The sequence below is a fragment of the Pseudomonas veronii genome (assembly GCF_001439695.1).
Taxonomy (GTDB): Bacteria; Pseudomonadota; Gammaproteobacteria; order Pseudomonadales; family Pseudomonadaceae; genus Aquipseudomonas; species Aquipseudomonas veronii.
The window spans coordinates 104,862-125,151 of sequence record NZ_JYLL01000001.1 but is presented as its reverse complement, the minus strand read 5'-3'; the positions used below and the strand labels follow the sequence as shown (position 1 = coordinate 125,151).

The window sequence follows — 20,290 nt, the reverse complement described above, 5'->3', positions numbered from 1 at the left end:
ACCGAAGGACGAGAAAGTCCTTTTCATTGTTTGATTCCGTTATGAGTTGACGTTCAGCACGAGGGTCCGCGGGCGTTCCAGCCACGCGCCCTGTTCATCGGGAAACAGTTCGAGCAATTCCACATGGCCCTCATCAATAGCCGTGACCCGACCGTGGTCCGGCCCCAGGTAATCGCCGACCGCCAGCCTGTGGACGCTGGCAGCGGCACGCAGCAGAGCGAAGGTCTGCGCGCCTCGGGACAGCGTGCCGACCATTTCGAACTGGTCGACGGCGATACCTTCCAGGGCACCGCGGGCACGCCCGAGGTCCGGTGCGAGCGCGGGCCGGCCGGGTACGTGACCGACCTGCAAGGCGCGCGGCTGGAACGGATCACGCAAGGCCAGCGCGTCATAGACAAAGCGCGGCCCCGGCTCGACGGCCGGGGTCGACTGACCGCCCGACGACGGATTGCGATAGGTCTTGGCCACCAACTCCAGGCGCAACCCGGCCGCATCAGCCCGAAGCGCCACATCATGCACCGTGACGATGCGCGGTAAGCCGCCCAAAGCGCTCACAAACATCGCCAGGTCGTGATAAGCCCCGGTGACGCCCAGGCGTAACGGCTGCTCAATATAGAGTGGCCGGGGCTGCTCATCCAACACCACGATAGCGTCGACGAGCACCCCATTGACCGCCCCCAGCCGGGCGATATCTTCGAGCAATGCGGGTACCCCGAACGCACCGGGCAACTGCTGCATCAGCCCGGCAAAACGCGCCTGCATCGCCTGAAGCTGCTGGCTGCGCGCCTCCAGGCTGGCGGCAAGGCCAGCCTTCTGGGCCACCTGTCGCTGCAAGACGACGCCCTGCGCCTCGACCGCCTGCAACCGTTGCCGCGAGGGGCTCAGGTACGTCCCATCGCCCACCCACAGCACCAGGCCGGCGAGCGCGCAGCCGAGCACGACCTTGGCGGGCAAGGGCCATTTCGCAGCGTTGTGGGTGAGAGCGGAAAAGTCGAGCCTGGGCAGGCTCACGGTTGAGCCTCGGCGGACTCTCCCTGGCGCACCATCAATTGAAACTCGTTGCTGCCCTGGCCATCTTCCATCCGCACATGTTGCAGCCGAGTGGCATGGGCGCCTTCGGAGGCTTGCAGGCGACGCATCAGTTGGGCGATGTCCTGGCTGGAATCGGCGCTGCCACGGATGCTGACCGTATCACCCTTCGCCACGACCTCGTGCAAATGCACGCCGTCTGGCACCGCGCGGGCCAACTGATCCAAGAGCTGGGCACCGGCCGAGCGGGCTTCGTTCAAGTCCTGCACGACCTTCATGCGCTCCGCCAATTGCTGGCTTTGTTCCTGCAGGTCATCGATGGTCTTGATGCGCGAGTCGAGGACGGCAGCGTCCTTGTCCAGGTGGCTATTGCGCGTCACCTGTCGATCAATCGCCCGGTCGATCACCTGATCGGCCAACCACACGGTTGCGAACGCCACGCAGGCAAACGCCAGCAGCAACCCCAGAAAGAATTTGCGCCGCCGTTCCGCCAGCGCCTGGCGCCAGGGCAAAAGGTTGATTAGTGTCTTCAAGCGAAACTCCTCAGGGCCAACCCGCAAGCAATTCCCATCCCGCGGGCATCCGCGGCCCATTGTGCGCCATCGACTCGATGGCCCGGCGTGAAGCTGGCGAAATCCTGACTGCAAGCGCGTGCGAATGCAAATGCTTCCACATCCACCACCTTCGGCACCAGCCCAGCCAGGGTCAAAACCGCGACCCGAGCCTCTACCTGGGCCTTATGGCACGCCGCGAGCAATACATCAACCCGCGCCAGGTTCTGGGCCGATGGCCCGCGAACCTGGAAATCCAGGGCCATCTCATCCAGCGGATAAGGGATGTACTGGTCGGCCTCCATCTGGATCATCCAGGTCATTTCTTCCTCACTGAGCCCCGCGTCCAACTCGATCACCCGGGTAATCACCGAAGCTCCCGCCACGGCCACGGCCGCGTGGCGGGCCGAGGTGCGCGAGCGGGCCAATGCCTGGGACAACGTCTGCCCCACGCCGTCGAGGTCGAGCACGCTGCTGTCGACCACCGCCTGGGGCGGTAGCGCCTGTGTGGCGTAGCTTTGCACGCTGTAACCGGCGGGTGAGCGGCCGAGTTCGATCAATCGGATGCCGGTGTCCTGGATGTCGACGCCCAGGACGGTATCGACTTTTCGCCTGAAAAATCCCTTTTCCATAAAACTCCCTAAAACTTTCCCTGTCATACCGCCTGATTGGCGCGTGGCAGCGTGCATTCGGTCGCCTTGTTTGCGAGGCGCGAATGACGCCCCAAGCCGAAAATGCTTTAATGCCCAGCGTTTTTTCCCGCTTTTTATCTGCAGCCAGGGTCGATTCATCGTTTGCCATGCATGCCCCGGCGCCTAACCCATTCTTTTCTCTGGAAATCCAAAAGCCTTGATTCGTCTGCTGAAGTTTTTCGGGTACTCCATTGTCGCCATCGTTTGCGGGCTGCTGCTCGTCCTCAGCGGCGCCTACCTCTACCTTAGTCCGGGTTTGCCCTCCGTAGAGGCCCTGAGAAGCATCCAGTTGCAGATTCCTTTGCGGGTCTACAGCAGCGATGAAAAACTGATCGCGGAGTTCGGCGAAATGCGCCGTACCCCGATTCGTTTCGCGGATATTCCACCCAATTTCATCAACGCCCTGCTGTCGGCCGAGGACGATAATTTCGCCAACCACTACGGCGTCGACCCCAGCAGCCTGGTGCGGGCCGCCACGCAATTGGTAAAAAGCGGACACATTCAATCCGGCGGCAGCACGATCACCATGCAGGTGGCGAAGAACTTCTTCCTCACCAGCGAACGCAGCTTTTCACGCAAAGCCACCGAGATCCTGCTGGCACTGCAGATCGAGCGACAGCTGACCAAGGACGAGATCCTTGAGCTGTACGTCAATAAAATCTACCTGGGCAACCGCGCCTACGGCATCGAAGCCGCGTCCCAGGTCTACTACGGCAAGTCGATTCGCGACGCCAGCCTGGCGCAGATGGCCATGATTGCCGGCCTGCCCAAGGCCCCCTCGCGCTTCAACCCGTTGGCCAACCCGGCACGCAGCAAAGAGCGGCGCGACTGGATTCTGGGGCGCATGTACAAGCTGGGCAAAATCAGCCAGAGCGCCTATGAAAGCGCAGTGGCCGAGCCGCTGAACGCCAGCTACCACGTACCGACCCCGGAAGTGAACGCCCCTTATATCGCGGAGATGGCACGGGCTGAGATGGTCGGCCGTTATGGCAGCGAGGCCTACACCGAAGGCTTCCGTGTGACCACGACCGTTCCGAGCGACTTGCAGGAAATCGCCAACAACGCGGTGCATGAAGGCCTGATCACCTACGACCAGCGCCATGGCTACCGCGGCCCCGAATCGCGCCTGCCGGGCAAGACCCTGAGCGCCTGGACCACCGAACTCGGCAAACAGCGCACGATCAGCGGCCTGGAACCGGCCATCGTCACCCAGGTGAAGAAGGACGGCGTGCAGGTACTGACCCGCACCGGCGAAGCGCATGTGGCGTGGGACAGCATGAAATGGGCGCGCCCATTCCTGAACACCAACAGCATGGGGCCGATGCCCAAGCAGCCGTCGGACGTGGCGCAGGTGGGTGATTTGATCCGCGTGCAACGCCAGAAGGACGACAGCCTGAAATTCAGCCAGGTGCCGGTCGCCCAAGGCGCTCTGGTCTCCCTCGACCCGCAGAACGGCGCGATCCGTGCCCTGGTCGGCGGCTTCGCGTTCGAGCAGAGCAACTACAACCGTGCCACCCAGGCCAAGCGCCAGCCGGGTTCGAGCTTCAAGCCGTTCGTCTACAGTGCCGCCCTGGACAACGGCTACACCGCCGCCAGCCTGGTCAACGATGCACCGATCGTGTTTGTCGACGAGTACCTGGACAAGGTCTGGCGTCCGAAGAACGACACCAACACCTTCCTCGGCCCGATCCGCATCCGCGAGGCGCTGTACAAGTCGCGTAACCTGGTGTCGATCCGCTTGCTGCAGGCGATGGGCGTGGGCAAGACCATCGACTACATCACCCGCTTTGGTTTCAACAAGGCGGACCTGCCGCCGAACCTGTCCCTGGCCCTGGGGACGGCGACCCTCACGCCGATGGAAATCGCCACCGGCTGGAGCACGTTTGCCAACGGCGGCTACAAGATCACGCCGTACCTGATCGACAAGATCGAAAGCCGCAATGGCGACACCCTGTTCACCGCCAACCCGCCACGGGTGCCGGGTGATGTGGTCAACGGCGTGGCCGCCAGCGATGGCCTGGCCGCACCGAGCAACGGCGGTATCACCATCGAGCCGACCCCAGGCGTCACGCCGGCGGCGAACCCGAGCGCCGCGCCTGAACCGCAGGCGCCGGCAGTGGCCGAACGCGTGGTGGATGGCCGCACCACCTACATCCTCAACAGCATCCTGGAAGACGTGATCAAGAAAGGCACCGGCCGCCGTGCGCTGGCCCTGGGCCGCGCGGACATCGCGGGCAAGACCGGTACCACCAACGAATCCAAGGACGCCTGGTTCTCCGGCTACAACGCCGACTACGTGACCACCGTATGGACCGGCTACGACCAGCCGGAAAGCCTCGGCCGCCGCGAGTTCGGCGGTACCGTCGCGCTGCCGATCTGGATGAGCTACATGGGCGCCGCCTTGAAGGACAAGCCGCTGCATACCCAGCCGGAACCGGAAGGCATCCTCAGCCTGCGGATCGACCCGGTCAGTGGCCGCGCAGCATCGCCGAGCACGCCGAATGCGTACTTCGAGCTGTTCAAGAGCGAGGACACTCCGCCGTCGATCAACGAGCTGGGCAATGGCGTGGCGCCGGGCAGCCCGCTGCCGGCGGATGAGGCGGCACCGATCGATCTGTTCTAAACCAATGCGGTCAACCCTGTGGGAGGGAGCTTGCTCCCGATGGCGGTGTGTCAGTCACCAGATTCATTGACTGACAGTCCGCCATCGGGGGCAAGCCCCCTCCCACATTTGGTTCTGCGCAGGCCTTGGGTTTATAGCCAGACAGCAAAAAGCCCCGACTCGCAAGAGCCGGGGCTTTTTGTTGGTGCGCTACAACGGCTTAGCCGTTGAACACATCATCCACGCTTTGCAGCGGGTAGTTTTTCGGATACGGCAGGGTGGCCACACCGGTCTCGATCGCAGCTTTGGCCACAGCGTCGGAGATCACGGTGATCAGGCGCTTGTCCATTGGTTTCGGAATGATGTACTCACGACCGAATTCCAGCTTGGCGCCACCGTAGGCATCGCACACGTCCTGAGGCACCGGCAGCTTGGCCAGTTCACGCAGGGCGTTGGCGGCCGCCACTTTCATTTCTTCGTTGATGCGCTTGGCGCGAACGTCCAGGGCACCGCGGAAGATGAACGGGAAGCCCAGCACGTTGTTGACCTGGTTCGGGTAGTCCGAACGGCCGGTCGCCATGATCACGTCGTCGCGGGTGGCGTGTGCCAGTTCCGGCGCGATTTCTGGGTCCGGGTTGGAGCAGGCGAACACGATCGGGTTGGCTGCCATGGCCTTCAGGCCTTCAGCGCTCAGCAGGTTCGGACCGGACAGGCCGACGAATACGTCGGCACCGTCGAGGGCCTCAGCCAGGGTGCGCTTGGAGGACGGATGCGCAAACATCGCCTTGTACTGGTTCAGGTCGGTACGCTCGGACTGGATCACGCCCTTGCTGTCGACCATGTAGATGTTTTCCAGCTTGGCGCCCATGCTGACGATCAGCTTCATGCACGAGATGGCCGCAGCGCCAGCGCCCAGGCAGACGATCTTGGCGTCAGCCAGGGTTTTGCCAGCGATTTCCAGGGCGTTGATCATGCCGGCCGCGGTAACGATCGCGGTGCCGTGCTGGTCATCGTGGAATACCGGAATGTCGCACTGTTCGATCAGAGCCTTTTCGATCTCGAAGCACTCAGGTGCCTTGATGTCTTCCAGGTTGATGCCACCGAAGGTGATGGAAATGCGCTTGACGGTGTCGATGAAAGCCTGCGGGCTCTCGGAATCGACTTCGATGTCGAACACATCGATGCCGGCAAAGCGCTTGAACAGCACGCCTTTACCTTCCATGACTGGCTTGGAAGCCAATGGGCCGAGGTTACCCAGGCCAAGAATCGCGGTGCCATCGGAAATCACTGCAACCAGGTTGCCTTTGCCGGTGTATTTGTACGCCAACTCAGGGTCACGGGCGATTTCACGGACGGGCTCGGCAACGCCAGGGCTGTAGGCCAGCGACAGGTCGCGAGCGGTGGCAGTGGCTTTGGTGAGCTCTACACTCAGCTTTCCTGGACGAGGAAGGGCATGATATTCGAGAGCGGCAGTTTTCAAATCAGACATATCGGCATTCCGCTTTTACTGTTGGTCGACGGACCGCCGAGGATACTCGTGTCGTAAAGCCCCTACAAGACTGGGCAGTCACCGGTGTCAAGCGCCGTACACTACGACTTTCGGCCAAGAGCCACGGGACACAAGGGCTCAACTGTTCACAATCGACTTGAAAAATGTCTACAATTTTTCCTCGAGTGTCGATTTCAACCACTGCAACTGCGCTGGAGTGCCTGCTTAGCCGAGCGAAGCCTGATGGTCGAGGCGGGCCTGGGCTGCCGCCAGCCAAATCGCGGGCACAAAAAAGGCGCCCGCAAGGGGCGCCTTTTTCAACAGCTGGCAAAAGCCCATAGGGCCTTTGAGCCTTACTCTGCTGGAGTAGCAGGCTTCTTGCCGAAAGCACCAAAGCGATCTGCGAAGCGCTGTACACGGCCGCCAGTGTCCAGAGTTTTCTGCTTACCGGTGTAGAACGGGTGGCACTCGTTGCATACGTCAGTGCCCAGTGGCTTGCACAGGTTCGAACGGGTTTCGAACTTGTTGCCGCAGCTGCAGGTGACTTCGATGGTTTCGTACGCTGGATGGATACCGGCTTTCATGGTGACTTCCTCAGGCTAGCGTGCCGCCACTCGACACCATTGTCGAATACCGCACGTAATTAGGCCGCGGATTCTACCAGACCTTTTTAAACGCGCAAGCGCCGCTCTGCATCGATTCAGCACACCAAAGCCCCTTTCATCCGAAAACCGCGGCATACCCAACGCATCCCTCGTCTGCTAGGCTCCCGCCCTTCGTCATCACCCTCCTTTATAGAGAACCCCTGCGTGCCCGACGCCATTTTGCGCCTAGCCCTGCCCTCGCCCCTGCGCCGCCTGTTCGACTACCGGGCCCCGGCCGGCGTGCTGCGGGCGCAGTTGCAGCCAGGCATGCGGGTGCGGGTGCCGTTCGGGCGCAGGGAAATGATCGGCATCCTGGTGGAGGTAGCCGATCACAGTGAAGTGCCGGCGGAAAAGCTCAAGCCGGCCGTGGCCATCCTCGACACCACGCCGCCGCTGCCGCCGGCGTTGTTCAAGCTGTGCCTGTGGACCGCCCAGTATTACCAGCACAGCCTGGGCGACACCTTGAGCTGGGCGCTGCCGGTGCTGCTGCGCCAGGGCGAACTGGCCGAAGCGCGCCAGGAACGCTTCTGGTCGACGGTGCCCGGCGCGCGCCTCGACGACCCGCGCATCGCCCGCGCCCCGCGTCAGCGTGACGCCCTGGCGACACTGGCGCAGCATCCCCATGGCGTGGCCCACCAGCTCTTGAGCAAGCTGATGCTGAGCAAAGACAGCCTCGACCTGCTGCTCGCCAAAGGCCTGGTGCAGGTCGAGATCCGCAAGCACGCGCCGGACCCGCGCCATGAACACTGGCTGGCCCAACCGGAATTGCCGCTGAACCCCGAGCAACGTGCGGCCTATGAAGCCATTCGCGCAGGTTTTGACTGCTTTCACGCGTTCCTGCTGGCCGGCGTGACCGGCAGCGGCAAGACCGAAGTCTATCTGCAGTTGATCCGCGAAACCCTGCAAGCGGGCAAACAGGCGCTGGTACTCATCCCCGAGATCAACCTCGGCCCGCAGACCCTGGCGCGTTTCGAGCAGCGTTTCAACGCACGCATCGCCCTGGTGCATTCGGCGGTCAACGACCGTGAACGCCTGGAATCGTGGCTGGCGGCGCGGGACGGCGAGGCCGACATTATTATCGGCACCCGCTCGGCGCTGTTCACCCCGATGAAAAACCCCGGGCTGATCATCATCGACGAAGAACACGACGGTTCGTACAAACAGCAGGAAGGCCTGCGCTACCACGCCCGCGACCTAGCCCTGGTGCGGGCGCGTCAGGAAGACATTCCGATCGTGCTGGGTTCGGCCACGCCGTCCCTGGAAAGCCTGCATAACGCCTACACCGGCCGCTATGGCCTGCTGCGCCTGAATGAGCGCGCAGGCGGCGCCAAGCAACCGCGCTTCCTACGCCTGGATGTAAAAAGCCGGCCATTGGACAGCGGTATTTCCGGGCCGATGCAACAAGCCATCGGCCAGACCCTCGCCGCCGGCCAGCAAGTCCTGGTGTTTCTCAACCGTCGCGGCTTCGCGCCGACCTTGCTGTGCCATGACTGCGGCTGGATGTCCGAATGCGAACGCTGCGATGCGCGCATGACCGTGCACCAGCGCCATGGCGAGTTGCGCTGCCATCACTGCGGCCATGTGGAACGTGTACCGCGCCATTGCCCGCAATGCGGCAAAGTCGACCTGCGACCGGTCGGCGCGGGCACCGAACGCGCCGAAGAACGCCTGGGCATCCTGTTCCCGGACTACCCGGTGCTGCGGGTCGATCGCGACAGCACCTCGCGCAAGGACGCGATGAACCAGCTGTTCGCCACCATCCAGAAGGGCCAGCCGTGCATCCTGGTAGGCACGCAGATGCTTGCCAAGGGGCATCACTTCCCACGGGTGACCCTGGTGTCGATCCTGGATGCCGACGGTGGCTTGTTCTCCGGCGACTTCCGCGCCAGCGAGCGCATGGCGCAGTTGATCGTGCAGGTCGCTGGCCGTGCCGGGCGCGCCGAGGAGCCGGGCAAGGTGATCATCCAGACCCACCTGGCCGACCATCCGCTGCTGATCCAACTGACCGAACAAGGTTATTTCGCGTTTGCCGAGCAGGCCTTGAGCGAACGCCGCGCCGCCGGCCTGCCGCCTTTTGCCCACCTCGCGCTGCTGCGCGCCGAGGCGCACAAGCCGGGGCAGGCGGAAGGTTTTCTCGATGAAGCCTGCAGCGCCGCCGAGCGCCTGCTCGGCGAGTTGGGCCTGAGCGGCATCGAATTGCTCGGCCCGGTGCCCGCGCCCATGGAACGCCGCGCCGGACGCTACCGCGCTCAGCTACTCTTGCAGGCAACGTCCCGCGCACCGCTGCACCGGCTGTTAAGTAGCTGGTTACTTGCGCTGGAGCAAATGCCCAGCGGTCGCCAGGTGCGATGGTCGTTGGATGTGGACCCGGTCGATTTGTACTAGCCCTGTAGGAGCGAGCTTGCTCGCGAAAACCCCGAGAGCGCCACGTAAACCCGAATATCCGCGTTATCGTTGACGATTTTCGCGAGCAAGCTCGCTCCTACAAGTGGGCAGGATGCCCTTAAAAAGCCCCGCAGGTCTGGAACGGTTGGCAAGCCCGCCCTCGCCACGGATAATGCCCAGTTTTTCCACCTGCGCATCGCGCGCCACCGCTTGCGGTCGAAAGAGAACACCATGAAAGACACCATTCGCCAGCTGATCCAACAAGCCCTCACCCAACTCGTCAACGAAGGTGTGTTGCCTGAAGGCCTGACGCCGGCGATCCAGGTGGAAAACACCCGCGACAAGACCCACGGTGACTTCGCCAGCAACATCGCGATGATGCTGGCCAAGCCGGCCGGCATGAAGCCGCGCGACCTGGCGGAGAAAATCATCGCCGCGCTGCCGGCCGACCCGCAGGTGAGCAAGGCCGAAATCGCCGGCCCGGGCTTTATCAATGTCTTCCAGAACACCGAGGCCCTGGCTTCGCGCCTGGACGCGGCGCTGGCCGATGCCAAAATCGGCGTGCGCAAGGCCGGCCCTGCCGAGCGCGTGGCCATCGACCTGTCGGCGCCCAACCTGGCCAAAGAGATGCACGTCGGCCACTTGCGCTCGACCATCATCGGCGACGGCGTGGCGCGGGTACTGGAGTTTCTCGGCGACACCGTGATCCGTCAGAACCACGTCGGTGACTGGGGCACCCAGTTCGGCATGCTGATGGCCTACCTGCAGGAAAACCCGATCACCAGCAACGAGCTGTCGGACCTGGAAAACTTCTACCGCGCCGCGAAGAAGCGTTTCGACGAATCCGAAGCGTTCGCCGACCGCGCCCGTGGCCTGGTGGTCAAGCTGCAAGCCGGCGACACGGAATGCCTGGAGCTGTGGTCGCGTTTCCGCGATATCTCGCTGGCCCACTGCCAGCACATCTACGAACTGCTCAACGTCAAGTTGACCATGGCCGACGTCATGGGCGAAAGCGCCTACAACGACGACCTGATCAACGTGGTCAACGACCTCAAGGCCAAAGGCCTGCTGGTAGAAAGCAACGGCGCGCAGTGCGTGTTCCTCGAAGAATTCAAGACCGCCGAGGGCGAGCCGCTGCCGGTGATCATCGTCAAGGCCGATGGCGGCTACCTCTACGCCACCACCGACCTGGCCGCCGTGCGCTACCGCAGCGGCGTGCTCAAGGCGGATCGCGCGTTGTATTTCGTCGACCAGCGCCAGGCCCTGCACTTCCAGCAGGTGTTCGAAGTGGCGCGCCGCGCCGGTTTCGTCACGCACCCGATGCACATGGAACACATGGGCTTCGGCACCATGAACGGCGCCGACGGCCGCCCGTTCAAGACCCGCGACGGCGGCACCGTGAAGCTGATCGACCTGCTGAACGAAGCCCAGGAACGTGCCTACAACCTGGTGAAGGAAAAGAACCCGGAGCTGGCGGACGCCGACCTGCGCAACATTGCCCGCGTGGTGGGCATTGGCGCGGTGAAATACGCCGACCTGTCCAAGCACCGCACCAGCGACTACAGCTTCAACTTCGAGCTGATGCTCAACTTCGAAGGCAACACCGCGCCGTACCTGCTGTACGCCTACACCCGCGTGGCCGGGGTGTTCCGCAAGCTGGGCAAGGACTTCAGCGAAGTGCAAGGGCAGATCGTATTGCAAGCGCCCCAGGAACAGGAATTGGGCGCCAAGCTGGCGCAATTCGGCGAAGTGCTGAACAGCGTCGGCGAGAAAGGCACGCCGCACATCCTCTGCACCTACCTGTACGAAGTCGCCGGGCTGTTCTCCAGCTTCTACGAGAACTGCCCGATCCTCACCGCCGACGACGAAGCCCACAAGCAGAGTCGCCTGCGCCTCGCCGCACTGGCTGGACGGACCCTCAAGCAAGGCCTGGAACTGTTGGGCCTGGAAACTCTGGAGCGTATGTAAGTTGGCTGCCAAGAAAAAACCTGCACCCAAGCGCGGCGCCAGCCGCTACCAGGCACCGGCGAAGAAGCCCATTCCGGGCTGGTTGTGGATGGCCATCGGCCTCACGGTCGGCGCGTTTATCGTATTCCTGATGAAGCTGGACCCCGGCCAGGGCGATGACGTCAAACGGGTCAAACAGGAGCAGCAAAAAGCCACGAAAATGGCCGAGGCCAACAAGACCGCGCCAAGCCCGACCGCGCCGGTGAAGCCCAAGTACGACTTCTACACCCTGCTGCCGGAATCGGAAGTGATCGTGCCGCCCGACGCCGTGCCGGAGAAAACCCTGCCGACGCCGCAAGTACCGACCACACCGGTCACTCCGGCGGAAGCGGCCAAAATCGACACGGCACGGGCCCAGGCCGCGCTGGCCGGAATCACCCCGCCGCCACCGCCACCGGTTGCGACCACCAAGGCCGCGCCGGTGACCAAGTTCTTCCTGCAGGCGGGCTCGTTCCCGAAACAGGCGGACGCCGATCGCGTGCGTGCACAGATCATCCTGCTGGGCCAGGCGGTCACGGTGGAGTCCGGCACGGTGAAAGAGGCAACGTGGTATCGCGTGTTGGTGGGCCCGTTCAGCAACCGCGAGCAACTGACCGTGGCGCAGAAACAATTGGCCGGCGCGGGCTTTAGCAACCTGTTGTTACAACAGCGCCAGAGCCGCTGACCTAAAGCCAACACCAATCAAAATGTGGGAGGGGCGGTGCGACGATTCGACTTGCCCCCGATAGCGGTAGATCAGTCAATATTTTCGGCGACTGATACACCGCGATCGGGGGCAAGCCCCCTCCCACATTGGTTTTAGGCGGTTCTCGAAAGGGTGTCAGACCAATAGACACCATTCGTCCGTACCAACCTCCCAAGGTTGAAATCATCCCCGCTACCCCCATATCAGTTCCCACCAGGGCATTTTCGCCCCGCTGCGTGGAGACTCTCCCCTTGACCACCATCGTTTCAGTACGTCGCCACGGCAAAGTCGTCATGGGCGGCGACGGCCAGGTTTCCCTTGGCAATACCGTGATGAAAGGCAACGCGAAGAAAGTGCGTCGCCTGTACCACGGCCAGGTGCTCGCAGGCTTTGCCGGCGCCACCGCAGACGCCTTCACCCTGTTCGAACGTTTCGAAGGCCAACTGGAAAAACACCAGGGCCACCTGGTTCGCGCCGCCGTCGAACTCGCCAAAGAATGGCGTACCGACCGCTCCCTCAGCCGCCTCGAAGCCATGCTGGCCGTTGCCAACAAAGACGCGTCGCTGATCATCACCGGTAACGGCGATGTGGTTGAGCCTGAACACGGCCTGATCGCCATGGGCTCCGGCGGTGGCTATGCCCAAGCGGCAGCCAGCGCACTGTTGAAGAAAACCGACCTGTCGGCCCGCGAAATCGTCGAAACCGCCCTGGGTATCGCTGGCGATATCTGCGTGTTCACCAACCACAACTTCACCATTGAGGAGCAGGACCTCGCCGAGTAAGCCGTAGGCTTATTCCCGCTTGAGGACCGCCAAACATTATGTCCATGACTCCCCGCGAAATCGTCCATGAACTCAATCGCCATATCATCGGCCAGGACGATGCCAAGCGCGCCGTTGCCATCGCGCTGCGTAACCGCTGGCGCCGGATGCAACTGCCGGAAGAACTGCGCGTTGAAGTAACGCCCAAGAACATCCTGATGATCGGCCCGACCGGCGTCGGTAAAACCGAAATCGCCCGGCGCCTGGCCAAGTTGGCCAATGCCCCGTTCATCAAGGTCGAAGCGACCAAGTTCACCGAAGTCGGCTACGTGGGCCGCGACGTCGAGTCGATCATTCGTGACCTGGCCGACGCTGCCTTGAAGCTGCTGCGAGAACAGGAAATGACCAAGGTCAGCCACCGCGCCGAAGACGCCGCCGAAGAACGTATCCTCGACGCCCTGCTGCCACCGGCGCGCATGGGTTTCAACGAAGACGCCGCGCCAGCCTCGGACTCCAACACTCGCCAGCTGTTCCGCAAACGCCTGCGTGAAGGCCAGCTGGATGACAAGGAAATCGAGATCGAAGTCGCCGAAATGTCCGGCGTCGACATCTCCGCGCCGCCCGGCATGGAAGAAATGACCAGCCAGCTGCAGAACCTGTTCGCCAACATGGGCAAGGGCAAGAAGAAAAGCCGCAAGCTCAAGGTCAAGGAAGCGCTGAAACTGGTGCGCGACGAAGAAGCCGGGCGCCTGGTGAACGAGGAAGAACTCAAGGCCAAGGCCCTGGAAGCGGTCGAGCAGCATGGCATCGTGTTTATCGATGAGATCGACAAGGTGGCCAAGCGCGGTAACTCCGGTGGCGTCGACGTGTCCCGCGAGGGCGTACAGCGCGACCTGCTGCCGCTGATCGAAGGCTGCACCGTCAACACCAAGCTGGGCATGGTCAAGACCGACCATATCCTGTTTATCGCCTCCGGTGCGTTCCACCTGAGCAAGCCAAGCGACCTGGTGCCGGAGCTGCAAGGCCGCCTGCCGATTCGCGTGGAGCTCAAGGCGCTGACCCCGGGCGACTTCGAACGCATCCTCAGCGAGCCGCATGCCTCGCTCACCGAGCAATACCGCGAGCTGCTGAAAACCGAAGGCCTCGCCATCGAGTTCCTGCCGGACGGCATCAAGCGCCTGGCGGAAATCGCCTGGCAGGTCAACGAGAAGACCGAGAACATCGGCGCCCGTCGCCTGCACACCTTGCTGGAGCGCCTGCTCGAGGAAGTGTCGTTCAGCGCCGGCGACCTGGCCGGTGCGCAGAATGGCGAAGCGATCCAGATCGACGCCGCCTACGTCAACAGCCACTTGGGCGAATTGGCGCAGAACGAAGATCTGTCTCGCTATATCCTGTAAGCCTCACACAGCACTGCTTTGCTTCAATGTGGAGGGGGCTTGCCCCCGATAGCGGTCGGTCAGACAGATGTATGCTGACTGACACACCGCCATCGGGAGCAAGCCCCCTCCCACATTTTGAAGCCGGTTTATTCAGGATCTCATCAATGTCGAAATTTCCTACTGCTGTAAACCTGCACAAAACCTCCAACACCCTCGGCCTCACCTACGGGCCCGACGAGGCCTACCAGTTGCCCGCCGAATTCCTACGGGTACATTCGCCTTCCGCCGAAGTCCAGGGCCACGGCAAACCGATCCTGCAATTCGGCAAGCTCAACGTGCGCTTGAACAAGATCGAACCGGCCGGTCAGTACGCACTGAAATTGATCTTCGACGACGGACACGACAGCGGATTGTTCACCTGGGACTACCTCTACCAACTGGCCGTGCGTCAGGACGCGCTGTGGGCCGATTACCTCGCCGAACTCAAAGCGGCCGGAAAAACCCGCGACCCGGATCAGTCAGTCGTGCGGCTGATGCTCTAGCCCAGGCTTCTTGCGCTTTAGAGGGCATTTTCTAATTCCATCTGCTTGAATGCCCACTCCTGTGGCCAACGATTGGCCCGCTTGCGAAAAAAATTAAACTCGGGTAACCAATGGAACTGGCAAGTTCCCTGCATTTGACGATGCGGTATCAACGGTCACCCGAGTCGCAGTACCTGGCTTGTGTTGTGTATCGAAACGTGGTGCGCAGCGGTACCCGGTACTCGTCTTTCGGACAATGGAGCGTCGTAGATGAGTAACAAGAATAACGATGACTTGAAACGCCAGGCCTCGGAAAACACCTTGGGGCTGAACCCGATCATCGCGTTACGTAAAAAGGACTTATTGGCCTCAGCGAAGATGGTGCTGAGCCAAGCCATCAGACAACCGTTGCACAGCGTCAAGCATGTCGCCCACTTTGGCGTCGAATTGAAAAATGTGATGTTCGGCAAATCCGCGCTGATGCCCGAAAGCGATGACCGTCGCTTTCACGACCCGGCCTGGAGCCAGAACCCACTCTACAAGCGTTACCTGCAAACCTACCTGGCGTGGCGCAAGGAACTGCACGACTGGATCGGTGACAGCAACCTGTCGGAACAGGACATCAGCCGCGGTCACTTCGTGATCAACCTGATGACCGAAGCCATGGCCCCCTCCAACACGGCGGCCAACCCGGCGGCGGTCAAGCGCTTCTTTGAAACCGGCGGCAAAAGCCTGCTCGACGGCCTGTCCCACCTGGCCAAGGACATGGTTCACAACGGCGGCATGCCGAGCCAGGTCAACATGGGCGCGTTTGAGGTCGGCAAGTCCCTGGGCACCAGCGAAGGTTCGGTGGTGTTTCGCAATGACGTGCTGGAGCTGATCCAGTACAAGCCGATCACCGAACAGGTCCACGAACGCCCGCTGCTGGTGGTGCCGCCGCAGATCAACAAATTCTATGTCTTCGACCTGAGCCCGGATAAGAGCCTGGCGCGCTTCTGCCTGCGCAACGGCCAGCAGACGTTTATCGTCAGTTGGCGCAACCCGACCAAGGCCCAGCGCGAGTGGGGCCTGTCGACCTATATCGAGGCGCTCAAGGAAGCGGTCGATGTGGTCACCGCGATTACCGGCAGTCAAGACATCAACATGCTCGGCGCCTGCTCCGGCGGCATCACCTGCACCGCCCTGCTCGGCCACTACGCGGCGCTGGGGGAGAAGAAGGTCAACGCCCTGACCCTGCTGGTGAGCGTGCTGGACACCACCCTGGACACCCAGGTGGCGCTGTTCGTCGACGAGCAGACGCTGGAAGCGGCCAAGCGCCACTCCTACCAGGCCGGCGTGCTGGAAGGTCGCGACATGGCCAAGGTGTTTGCCTGGATGCGCCCCAACGACCTGATCTGGAACTACTGGGTCAACAACTACCTGCTGGGCAACGAGCCGCCGGTGTTCGACATCCTGTTCTGGAACAACGACACCACGCGCTTGCCGGCGGCATTCCACGGCGACCTGATCGAACTGTTCAAGAACAACCCACTGGTGCGCGCCAACGCCCTGGAAGTGTGCGGCACGCCGATCGACCTCAAGCAGGTCACGGCCGATATCTACTCATTGGCCGGCACCAACGACCACATCACACCGTGGCAGTCCTGCTACAAGTCGGCGCAGCTGTTTGGCGGCAAGGTGGAGTTTGTGCTGTCGAGCAGCGGGCATATCCAGAGCATCCTCAACCCGCCGGGCAACCCCAAGGCGCGCTACCAGACCAGCGACGGCCTGGCGGGCAAGCCGCTGGAATGGCAGGAAAATGCGACCAAGCACACCGACTCGTGGTGGTTGCATTGGCAGGCGTGGCAGGCGGAGCGGGCGGGCAAGTTGAAGAAGGCACCGACGACATTAGGCAATAAAACCTACGCCGCAGCCGAAGCGGCACCGGGTACCTATGTGCATGAACGCTAGAGCACACTTTTTTGGGATTGAAATGAGATCAAATGTGGGAGGGAGCTTACTCCCGATAGCGGTGTATCAGTCGCCAGATCCATTGACTGACCGAACGTCATCGGGAGCAAGCCCCCTCCCACACTGACCTCACTCGGACTGCAATACTTCACAGGGCTTGAGCATGCCGCAACCGTTCATTTTCCGCACCATCGACCTGGATGGCCAGACCATCCGCACGGCGGTACGCCCGGGCAAGTCGCACTTGACGCCACTGCTGATCTTCAACGGCATCGGCGCCAACCTCGAGCTGGTGTTTCCGTTCGTCCAGGCCCTGGACCCGGACCTGGAAGTGATCGCCTTCGATGTGCCGGGCGTGGGCGGCTCGTCGACACCCAAGCGGCCGTATCGCTTTCCCGGCCTGGCCAAGCTCACCGCGCGCATGCTCGATTACCTGGACTACGGCCAGGTGAATGCGGTGGGCGTGTCCTGGGGCGGCGCGTTGGCGCAGCAGTTTGCCTACGACTACCCGGAGCGCTGCAAGAAGCTGATTCTCGCCGCGACCGCCGCCGGTGCGGTGATGGTGCCGGGCAAGCCGAAAGTGCTGTGGCTGATGGCGAGCCCGCGGCGCTATATCCAGCCGTCTCACGTGGTGCGTATTGCACCGATGATTTATGGCGGTTCGTTCCGCCGCGATTCGAACCTGGCCGCCGAACATGCGAGCAAAGTGCGCTCGGCCGGCAAGCTGGGTTACTACTGGCAACTGTTCGCCGGGCTGGGCTGGACCAGCATCCACTGGCTGCACAAGATCCGTCAGCCGACCCTGGTGCTGGCCGGGGACGACGACCCGCTGATCCCACTGATCAACATGCGGATGCTCGCCTGGCGCATTCCCAACGCACAGCTGCACATCATCGATGATGGCCACCTGTTCCTGATCACTCGCGCCGAAGCCGTGGCGCCGATCATCATGAAATTTCTCGAGGAGGAGCGCCTGCGCGCGGTGATTCATCCCCGTCCGGCGGTGTAAGGACCACACCGCCGCGCAACTTGCCGAGAACCGACTATGGTTCTGAATTGGCGTGCCTGTTGATGACTTGACGAAGGAGTGTTGGCTCATGCGAGAACGACCCGTGACGAACCCGGCGCCCACCCCTGCCGCGTTCATCAATGCGCAAAATGCGATCACCGGCCTGCGCGGCCGGGACTTGCTGTCGACCCTGCGCAGCGTCGCCGCCCACGGCTTGCGCAACCCGGTGCATACCGCTCGTCATGCCCTGGCCCTGGGCGGTCAACTGGGGCGCGTGCTGCTGGGCGAAACCGTGCATGAACCCAACCCCCACGACAGCCGCTTCATCGACCCGACCTGGGCCCTCAACCCGCTGTACCGGCGCAGCCTGCAGGCGTACCTGAGCTGGCAGAAGCAAACCCGCAGCTGGATCGATGACAGCACCCTGAGCGCCGATGACCGCGCCCGCGCGCACTTCGCGTTCACCCTGATCAACGATGCGGTATCGCCCTCCAACACCTTGCTCAACCCGCTGGCCATCAAGGAACTGCTCAACTCCGGCGGTAACAGCGTGGTGCGCGGCGTGAGCAACCTGTTCGAAGACATGCTGCACAACAACGGCCTGCCGCGCCAGGTCAGCAAGCACGCCTTTGAAGTGGGCAAGACCGTCGCCACCACGCCAGGCTCGGTGGTGTTTCGCAATGAGCTGCTGGAGCTGATCCAGTACAAGCCCATGAGCGAAAAGCAGTACGCCAAGCCCCTGTTGATCGTGCCGCCGCAAATCAACAAGTACTACATCTTCGACCTGAGCCCGGCCAACAGCTTCGTGCAGTACGCCCTGAAAAACAGCCTGCAGACCTTCATCGTCAGCTGGCGCAACCCGGATGTGCGCCACCGCGAATGGGGCCTGTCCACCTACGTGGCCGCGCTGGAGGAAGCACTCAACGTCTGCCGCGCAATCACCGGCGCCCGCGAGGTCAACCTGATGGGCGCCTGCGCCGGCGGCCTGACCATCGCCGCGCTGCAAGGCCACCTGCAAGCCAAGCGCCAGTTGCGCCGCGTCCCCAGCGCCAGCTATCTGGTGAGCCTGCTCGACAGCCAGATCGACAGCCCCGCCACCCTGTTCGCCGACGAGCAAACCCTGGAAGCCGCCAAGCGCCGCTCCTACCAGCAAGGCGTGCTGGACGGTCGCGACATGGCCAAGGTATTTGCCTGGATGCGCCCCAACGACCTGATCTGGAACTACTGGATCAACAACTACCTGCTGGGCAAGGAACCGCCGGCCTTCGACATCCTGTACTGGAACAACGACAACACGCGCCTGCCCGCCGCCCTGCATGGCGACCTGCTGGACTTCTTCAAACACAACCCGCTGAGCCGTCCCGGTGGCCTGGAAGTGTGCGGCACGCCCATCGACTTGCAGAAGGTCACGGTGGACAGCTTCAGCGTGGCCGGGATCAACGACCACATCACGCCATGGGACGCGGTGTACCGCTCCACGCAGTTGCTGGGCGGCGAGCGGCGCTTCGTGCTGTCCAACAGCGGGCATATCCAGAGCATCCTCAACCCGCCGGGCAACCCCAAGGCCAACTACGTCGAGAACCTCAAGCTGAGCAGCGACCCACGTGCCTGGTACTACGACGCCAGCCACGTCGAAGGCAGCTGGTGGCCCGAGTGGCTGGCGTGGATTCAAGCGCGCTCGGGCGTACAACGCGAAACCCTCACCGCCCTGGGCAACCAGAATTACCCACCGATGGAAGCAGCGCCAGGCACTTACGTGCGGGTCCGCTGAGCTCAACGATCCTATTTAAGAAGACCGGATGAAAACCCGCGACCGTATCCTTGAATGTGCCCTGCTGCTGTTCAACCACAAGGGCGAACCGAACGTGTCGACCATGGAGGTGGCCAATGAAATGGGGATCAGCCCCGGCAATCTCTACTACCACTTCCATGGCAAGGAACCGCTGGTGCTCGGGCTGTTCGAGCGTTTCCAGAGTGAGCTGGCGCCCCTGCTCGACCCACCGCCAGGCGCGCAACTGGAGGCCCAGGATTACTGGCTGTTCCTGCACCTGATCGTCGAGCGCATGGCCCATTACCGGTTCCTGTTCCAGGACCTGTCGAACCTGGCGGGGCGCCTGCCGAAACTGGCAAGAGGCATTCGCCACCTGCTCACGGCGCTCAAGCGCACCCTGGCGTCATTACTCGCACGGCTGCAGGCGGCGGGGCAGTTGGTCAGCAGCACCCAGGCGCTAGGCCAATTGGTTGAGCAGATCACCATGACCCTGCTGTTTTCCCTGGACTACCAACGCATTCTCGACCGTGAAGGCGAGGTGCAGGTGGTGGTCTACCAGATCATGATGCTGGTCGCGCCGCACCTGTTGCCAGCAGCGCGGGAAACCACGGAGCGCCTGGCGCTGCGCTATATGGACGATCCGGGTTAAACGTGTGCCTTACAGGCACTGCGTCATTGAGGCTCACCGAACTGTCGAGTGAACTTGAACAGCTCGCAGTCACTTCTGATCCCCAACTTTCGATAAGCCGATTGTTTTTGCGTACTGATCGTACTTGCACTGCGCGAGAACCGTGCGGCAATCGAATGGACTGACC

General features: G+C 62.4%; 16 protein-coding genes and 2 pseudogenes. 11 read left to right on the top strand and 7 right to left on the bottom strand.

Annotated elements, in window-relative coordinates; translation table 11 throughout:
* Positions 1 to 39: 39 nt before the first annotated feature.
* The 3 genes from TU80_RS00530 to pilM are packed head-to-tail and all read right to left on the bottom strand — an operon-like array spanning position 40 to position 2,212.
* Entirely contained in the window at positions 40 to 1,011 is a 972-nt protein-coding gene (locus TU80_RS00530; protein ID WP_057003634.1) for a pilus assembly protein PilP, read from the bottom strand.
* Positions 1,008 to 1,562, bottom strand: a complete 555-nt coding sequence (locus tag TU80_RS00525) for a PilN domain-containing protein (RefSeq protein WP_046384969.1) — start codon at positions 1,560 to 1,562, stop codon at positions 1,008 to 1,010. The genes TU80_RS00530 and TU80_RS00525 overlap by 4 nt, the downstream gene beginning before the upstream one ends.
* Positions 1,559 to 2,212: a type IV pilus biogenesis protein PilM gene (pilM, locus tag TU80_RS00520; RefSeq protein ID WP_057003783.1), complete on the bottom strand. Its 654-nt coding sequence runs from the start codon at positions 2,210 to 2,212 to the stop codon at positions 1,559 to 1,561. Before pilM ends, TU80_RS00525 begins: the two co-directional genes overlap by 4 nt.
* A 220-nt stretch (positions 2,213 to 2,432) precedes the next feature.
* Here pilM and TU80_RS00515 point away from each other — a divergent pair, with 220 nt between their 5' ends.
* Complete coding sequence (locus TU80_RS00515; protein WP_371920078.1) at positions 2,433 to 4,895, top strand: penicillin-binding protein 1A; 2,463 nt, start codon at positions 2,433 to 2,435, stop codon at positions 4,893 to 4,895.
* 199 nt (positions 4,896 to 5,094) lie between these two features.
* Here TU80_RS00515 and TU80_RS00510 read toward each other — a convergent pair whose 3' ends face one another.
* From TU80_RS00510 to rpmE, 3 genes and pseudogenes are all read right to left on the bottom strand, one after another.
* Entirely contained in the window at positions 5,095 to 6,363 is a 1,269-nt protein-coding gene (locus TU80_RS00510) for a malic enzyme-like NAD(P)-binding protein (protein WP_017849864.1), read from the bottom strand.
* A gap of 252 nt (positions 6,364 to 6,615) precedes the next feature.
* Positions 6,616 to 6,702 (bottom strand): annotated as a pseudogene (locus TU80_RS33285) (thermonuclease family protein); the annotation flags it as partial.
* A gap of 14 nt (positions 6,703 to 6,716) precedes the next feature.
* Positions 6,717 to 6,947 (bottom strand): 50S ribosomal protein L31, encoded by a 231-nt coding sequence (gene rpmE, locus TU80_RS00505; protein ID WP_017849866.1) that lies wholly within the window; start codon positions 6,945 to 6,947, stop codon positions 6,717 to 6,719.
* Between the two features lie 225 nt (positions 6,948 to 7,172).
* Here rpmE and TU80_RS00500 point away from each other — a divergent pair, with 225 nt between their 5' ends.
* The 10 genes from TU80_RS00500 (at position 7,173) to TU80_RS00450 (ending at position 20,124) form a co-directional block, all read left to right on the top strand.
* The gene (locus tag TU80_RS00500) at positions 7,173 to 9,392 is read left to right on the top strand and encodes a primosomal protein N' (RefSeq protein WP_017849867.1); all 2,220 of its coding nucleotides are present in this window, start codon (positions 7,173 to 7,175) and stop codon (positions 9,390 to 9,392) included.
* Positions 9,393 to 9,623: 231 nt separating this feature from the next.
* A complete protein-coding gene (argS, locus tag TU80_RS00490; protein ID WP_057003632.1) occupies positions 9,624 to 11,360 on the top strand; it encodes an arginine--tRNA ligase in 1,737 nt (578 codons plus the stop codon).
* Position 11,361: 1 nt separating this feature from the next.
* Positions 11,362 to 12,063, top strand: a complete 702-nt coding sequence (locus tag TU80_RS00485; RefSeq protein WP_017849870.1) for an SPOR domain-containing protein — start codon at positions 11,362 to 11,364, stop codon at positions 12,061 to 12,063.
* Between the two features lie 272 nt (positions 12,064 to 12,335).
* On the top strand, positions 12,336 to 12,866 hold the full coding sequence (gene hslV, locus TU80_RS00480) for an ATP-dependent protease subunit HslV (RefSeq protein ID WP_010563201.1): 531 nt from the start codon (positions 12,336 to 12,338) through the stop codon (positions 12,864 to 12,866).
* A 38-nt stretch (positions 12,867 to 12,904) separates the two neighbouring features.
* Positions 12,905 to 14,242, top strand: a complete 1,338-nt coding sequence (gene hslU, locus TU80_RS00475) for an ATP-dependent protease ATPase subunit HslU (protein WP_046384972.1) — start codon at positions 12,905 to 12,907, stop codon at positions 14,240 to 14,242.
* 146 nt (positions 14,243 to 14,388) lie between these two features.
* Positions 14,389 to 14,766, top strand: a complete 378-nt coding sequence (locus TU80_RS00470) for a gamma-butyrobetaine hydroxylase family protein (RefSeq protein WP_057003631.1) — start codon at positions 14,389 to 14,391, stop codon at positions 14,764 to 14,766.
* A 249-nt stretch (positions 14,767 to 15,015) separates the two neighbouring features.
* Positions 15,016 to 16,695 carry a class II poly(R)-hydroxyalkanoic acid synthase gene (gene phaC, locus TU80_RS00465; RefSeq protein ID WP_046384973.1) on the top strand — a complete coding sequence of 560 codons (1,680 nt, stop codon included), beginning with the start codon at positions 15,016 to 15,018 and terminating at the stop codon, positions 16,693 to 16,695.
* Between the two features lie 163 nt (positions 16,696 to 16,858).
* Positions 16,859 to 17,704 carry a poly(3-hydroxyalkanoate) depolymerase gene (gene phaZ / locus TU80_RS00460; protein ID WP_017849874.1) on the top strand — a complete coding sequence of 282 codons (846 nt, stop codon included), beginning with the start codon at positions 16,859 to 16,861 and terminating at the stop codon, positions 17,702 to 17,704.
* An 88-nt stretch (positions 17,705 to 17,792) separates the two neighbouring features.
* Complete coding sequence (phaC, locus tag TU80_RS00455; RefSeq protein ID WP_057003630.1) at positions 17,793 to 19,475, top strand: class II poly(R)-hydroxyalkanoic acid synthase; 1,683 nt, start codon at positions 17,793 to 17,795, stop codon at positions 19,473 to 19,475.
* 28 nt (positions 19,476 to 19,503) lie between these two features.
* Positions 19,504 to 20,124, top strand: coding sequence for a TetR/AcrR family transcriptional regulator (locus tag TU80_RS00450; RefSeq protein ID WP_017849876.1), 621 nt, complete (start codon positions 19,504 to 19,506; stop codon positions 20,122 to 20,124).
* Positions 20,125 to 20,147: 23 nt separating this feature from the next.
* On the opposite strand, the pseudogene TU80_RS31220 reads toward TU80_RS00450, so the two are convergent.
* Positions 20,148 to 20,288, bottom strand: a pseudogene (locus TU80_RS31220) (DNA-binding response regulator); the annotation flags it as partial.
* Between the last annotated feature and the right edge of the window lie 2 nt (positions 20,289 to 20,290).

Bases quoted from the DNA above. Each gene is read 5' to 3' on its own strand.
- pilM (WP_057003783.1), bottom strand. From the start codon at position 2,212: ATGGAAAAGGGATTTTTCAGGCGAAAAGTCGATACCGTCCTGGGCGTC.
- TU80_RS00510 (WP_017849864.1), bottom strand. From the start codon at position 6,363: ATGTCTGATTTGAAAACTGCCGCTCTCGAATATCATGCCCTTCCTCGT.
- rpmE (WP_017849866.1), bottom strand. From the start codon at position 6,947: ATGAAAGCCGGTATCCATCCAGCGTACGAAACCATCGAAGTCACCTGC.
- argS (WP_057003632.1), top strand. From the start codon at position 9,624: ATGAAAGACACCATTCGCCAGCTGATCCAACAAGCCCTCACCCAACTC.
- hslU (WP_046384972.1), top strand. From the start codon at position 12,905: ATGTCCATGACTCCCCGCGAAATCGTCCATGAACTCAATCGCCATATC.
- TU80_RS00470 (WP_057003631.1), top strand. From the start codon at position 14,389: ATGTCGAAATTTCCTACTGCTGTAAACCTGCACAAAACCTCCAACACC.
- phaC (WP_046384973.1), top strand. From the start codon at position 15,016: ATGAGTAACAAGAATAACGATGACTTGAAACGCCAGGCCTCGGAAAAC.
- phaZ (WP_017849874.1), top strand. From the start codon at position 16,859: ATGCCGCAACCGTTCATTTTCCGCACCATCGACCTGGATGGCCAGACC.
- phaC (WP_057003630.1), top strand. From the start codon at position 17,793: ATGCGAGAACGACCCGTGACGAACCCGGCGCCCACCCCTGCCGCGTTC.
- TU80_RS00450 (WP_017849876.1), top strand. From the start codon at position 19,504: ATGAAAACCCGCGACCGTATCCTTGAATGTGCCCTGCTGCTGTTCAAC.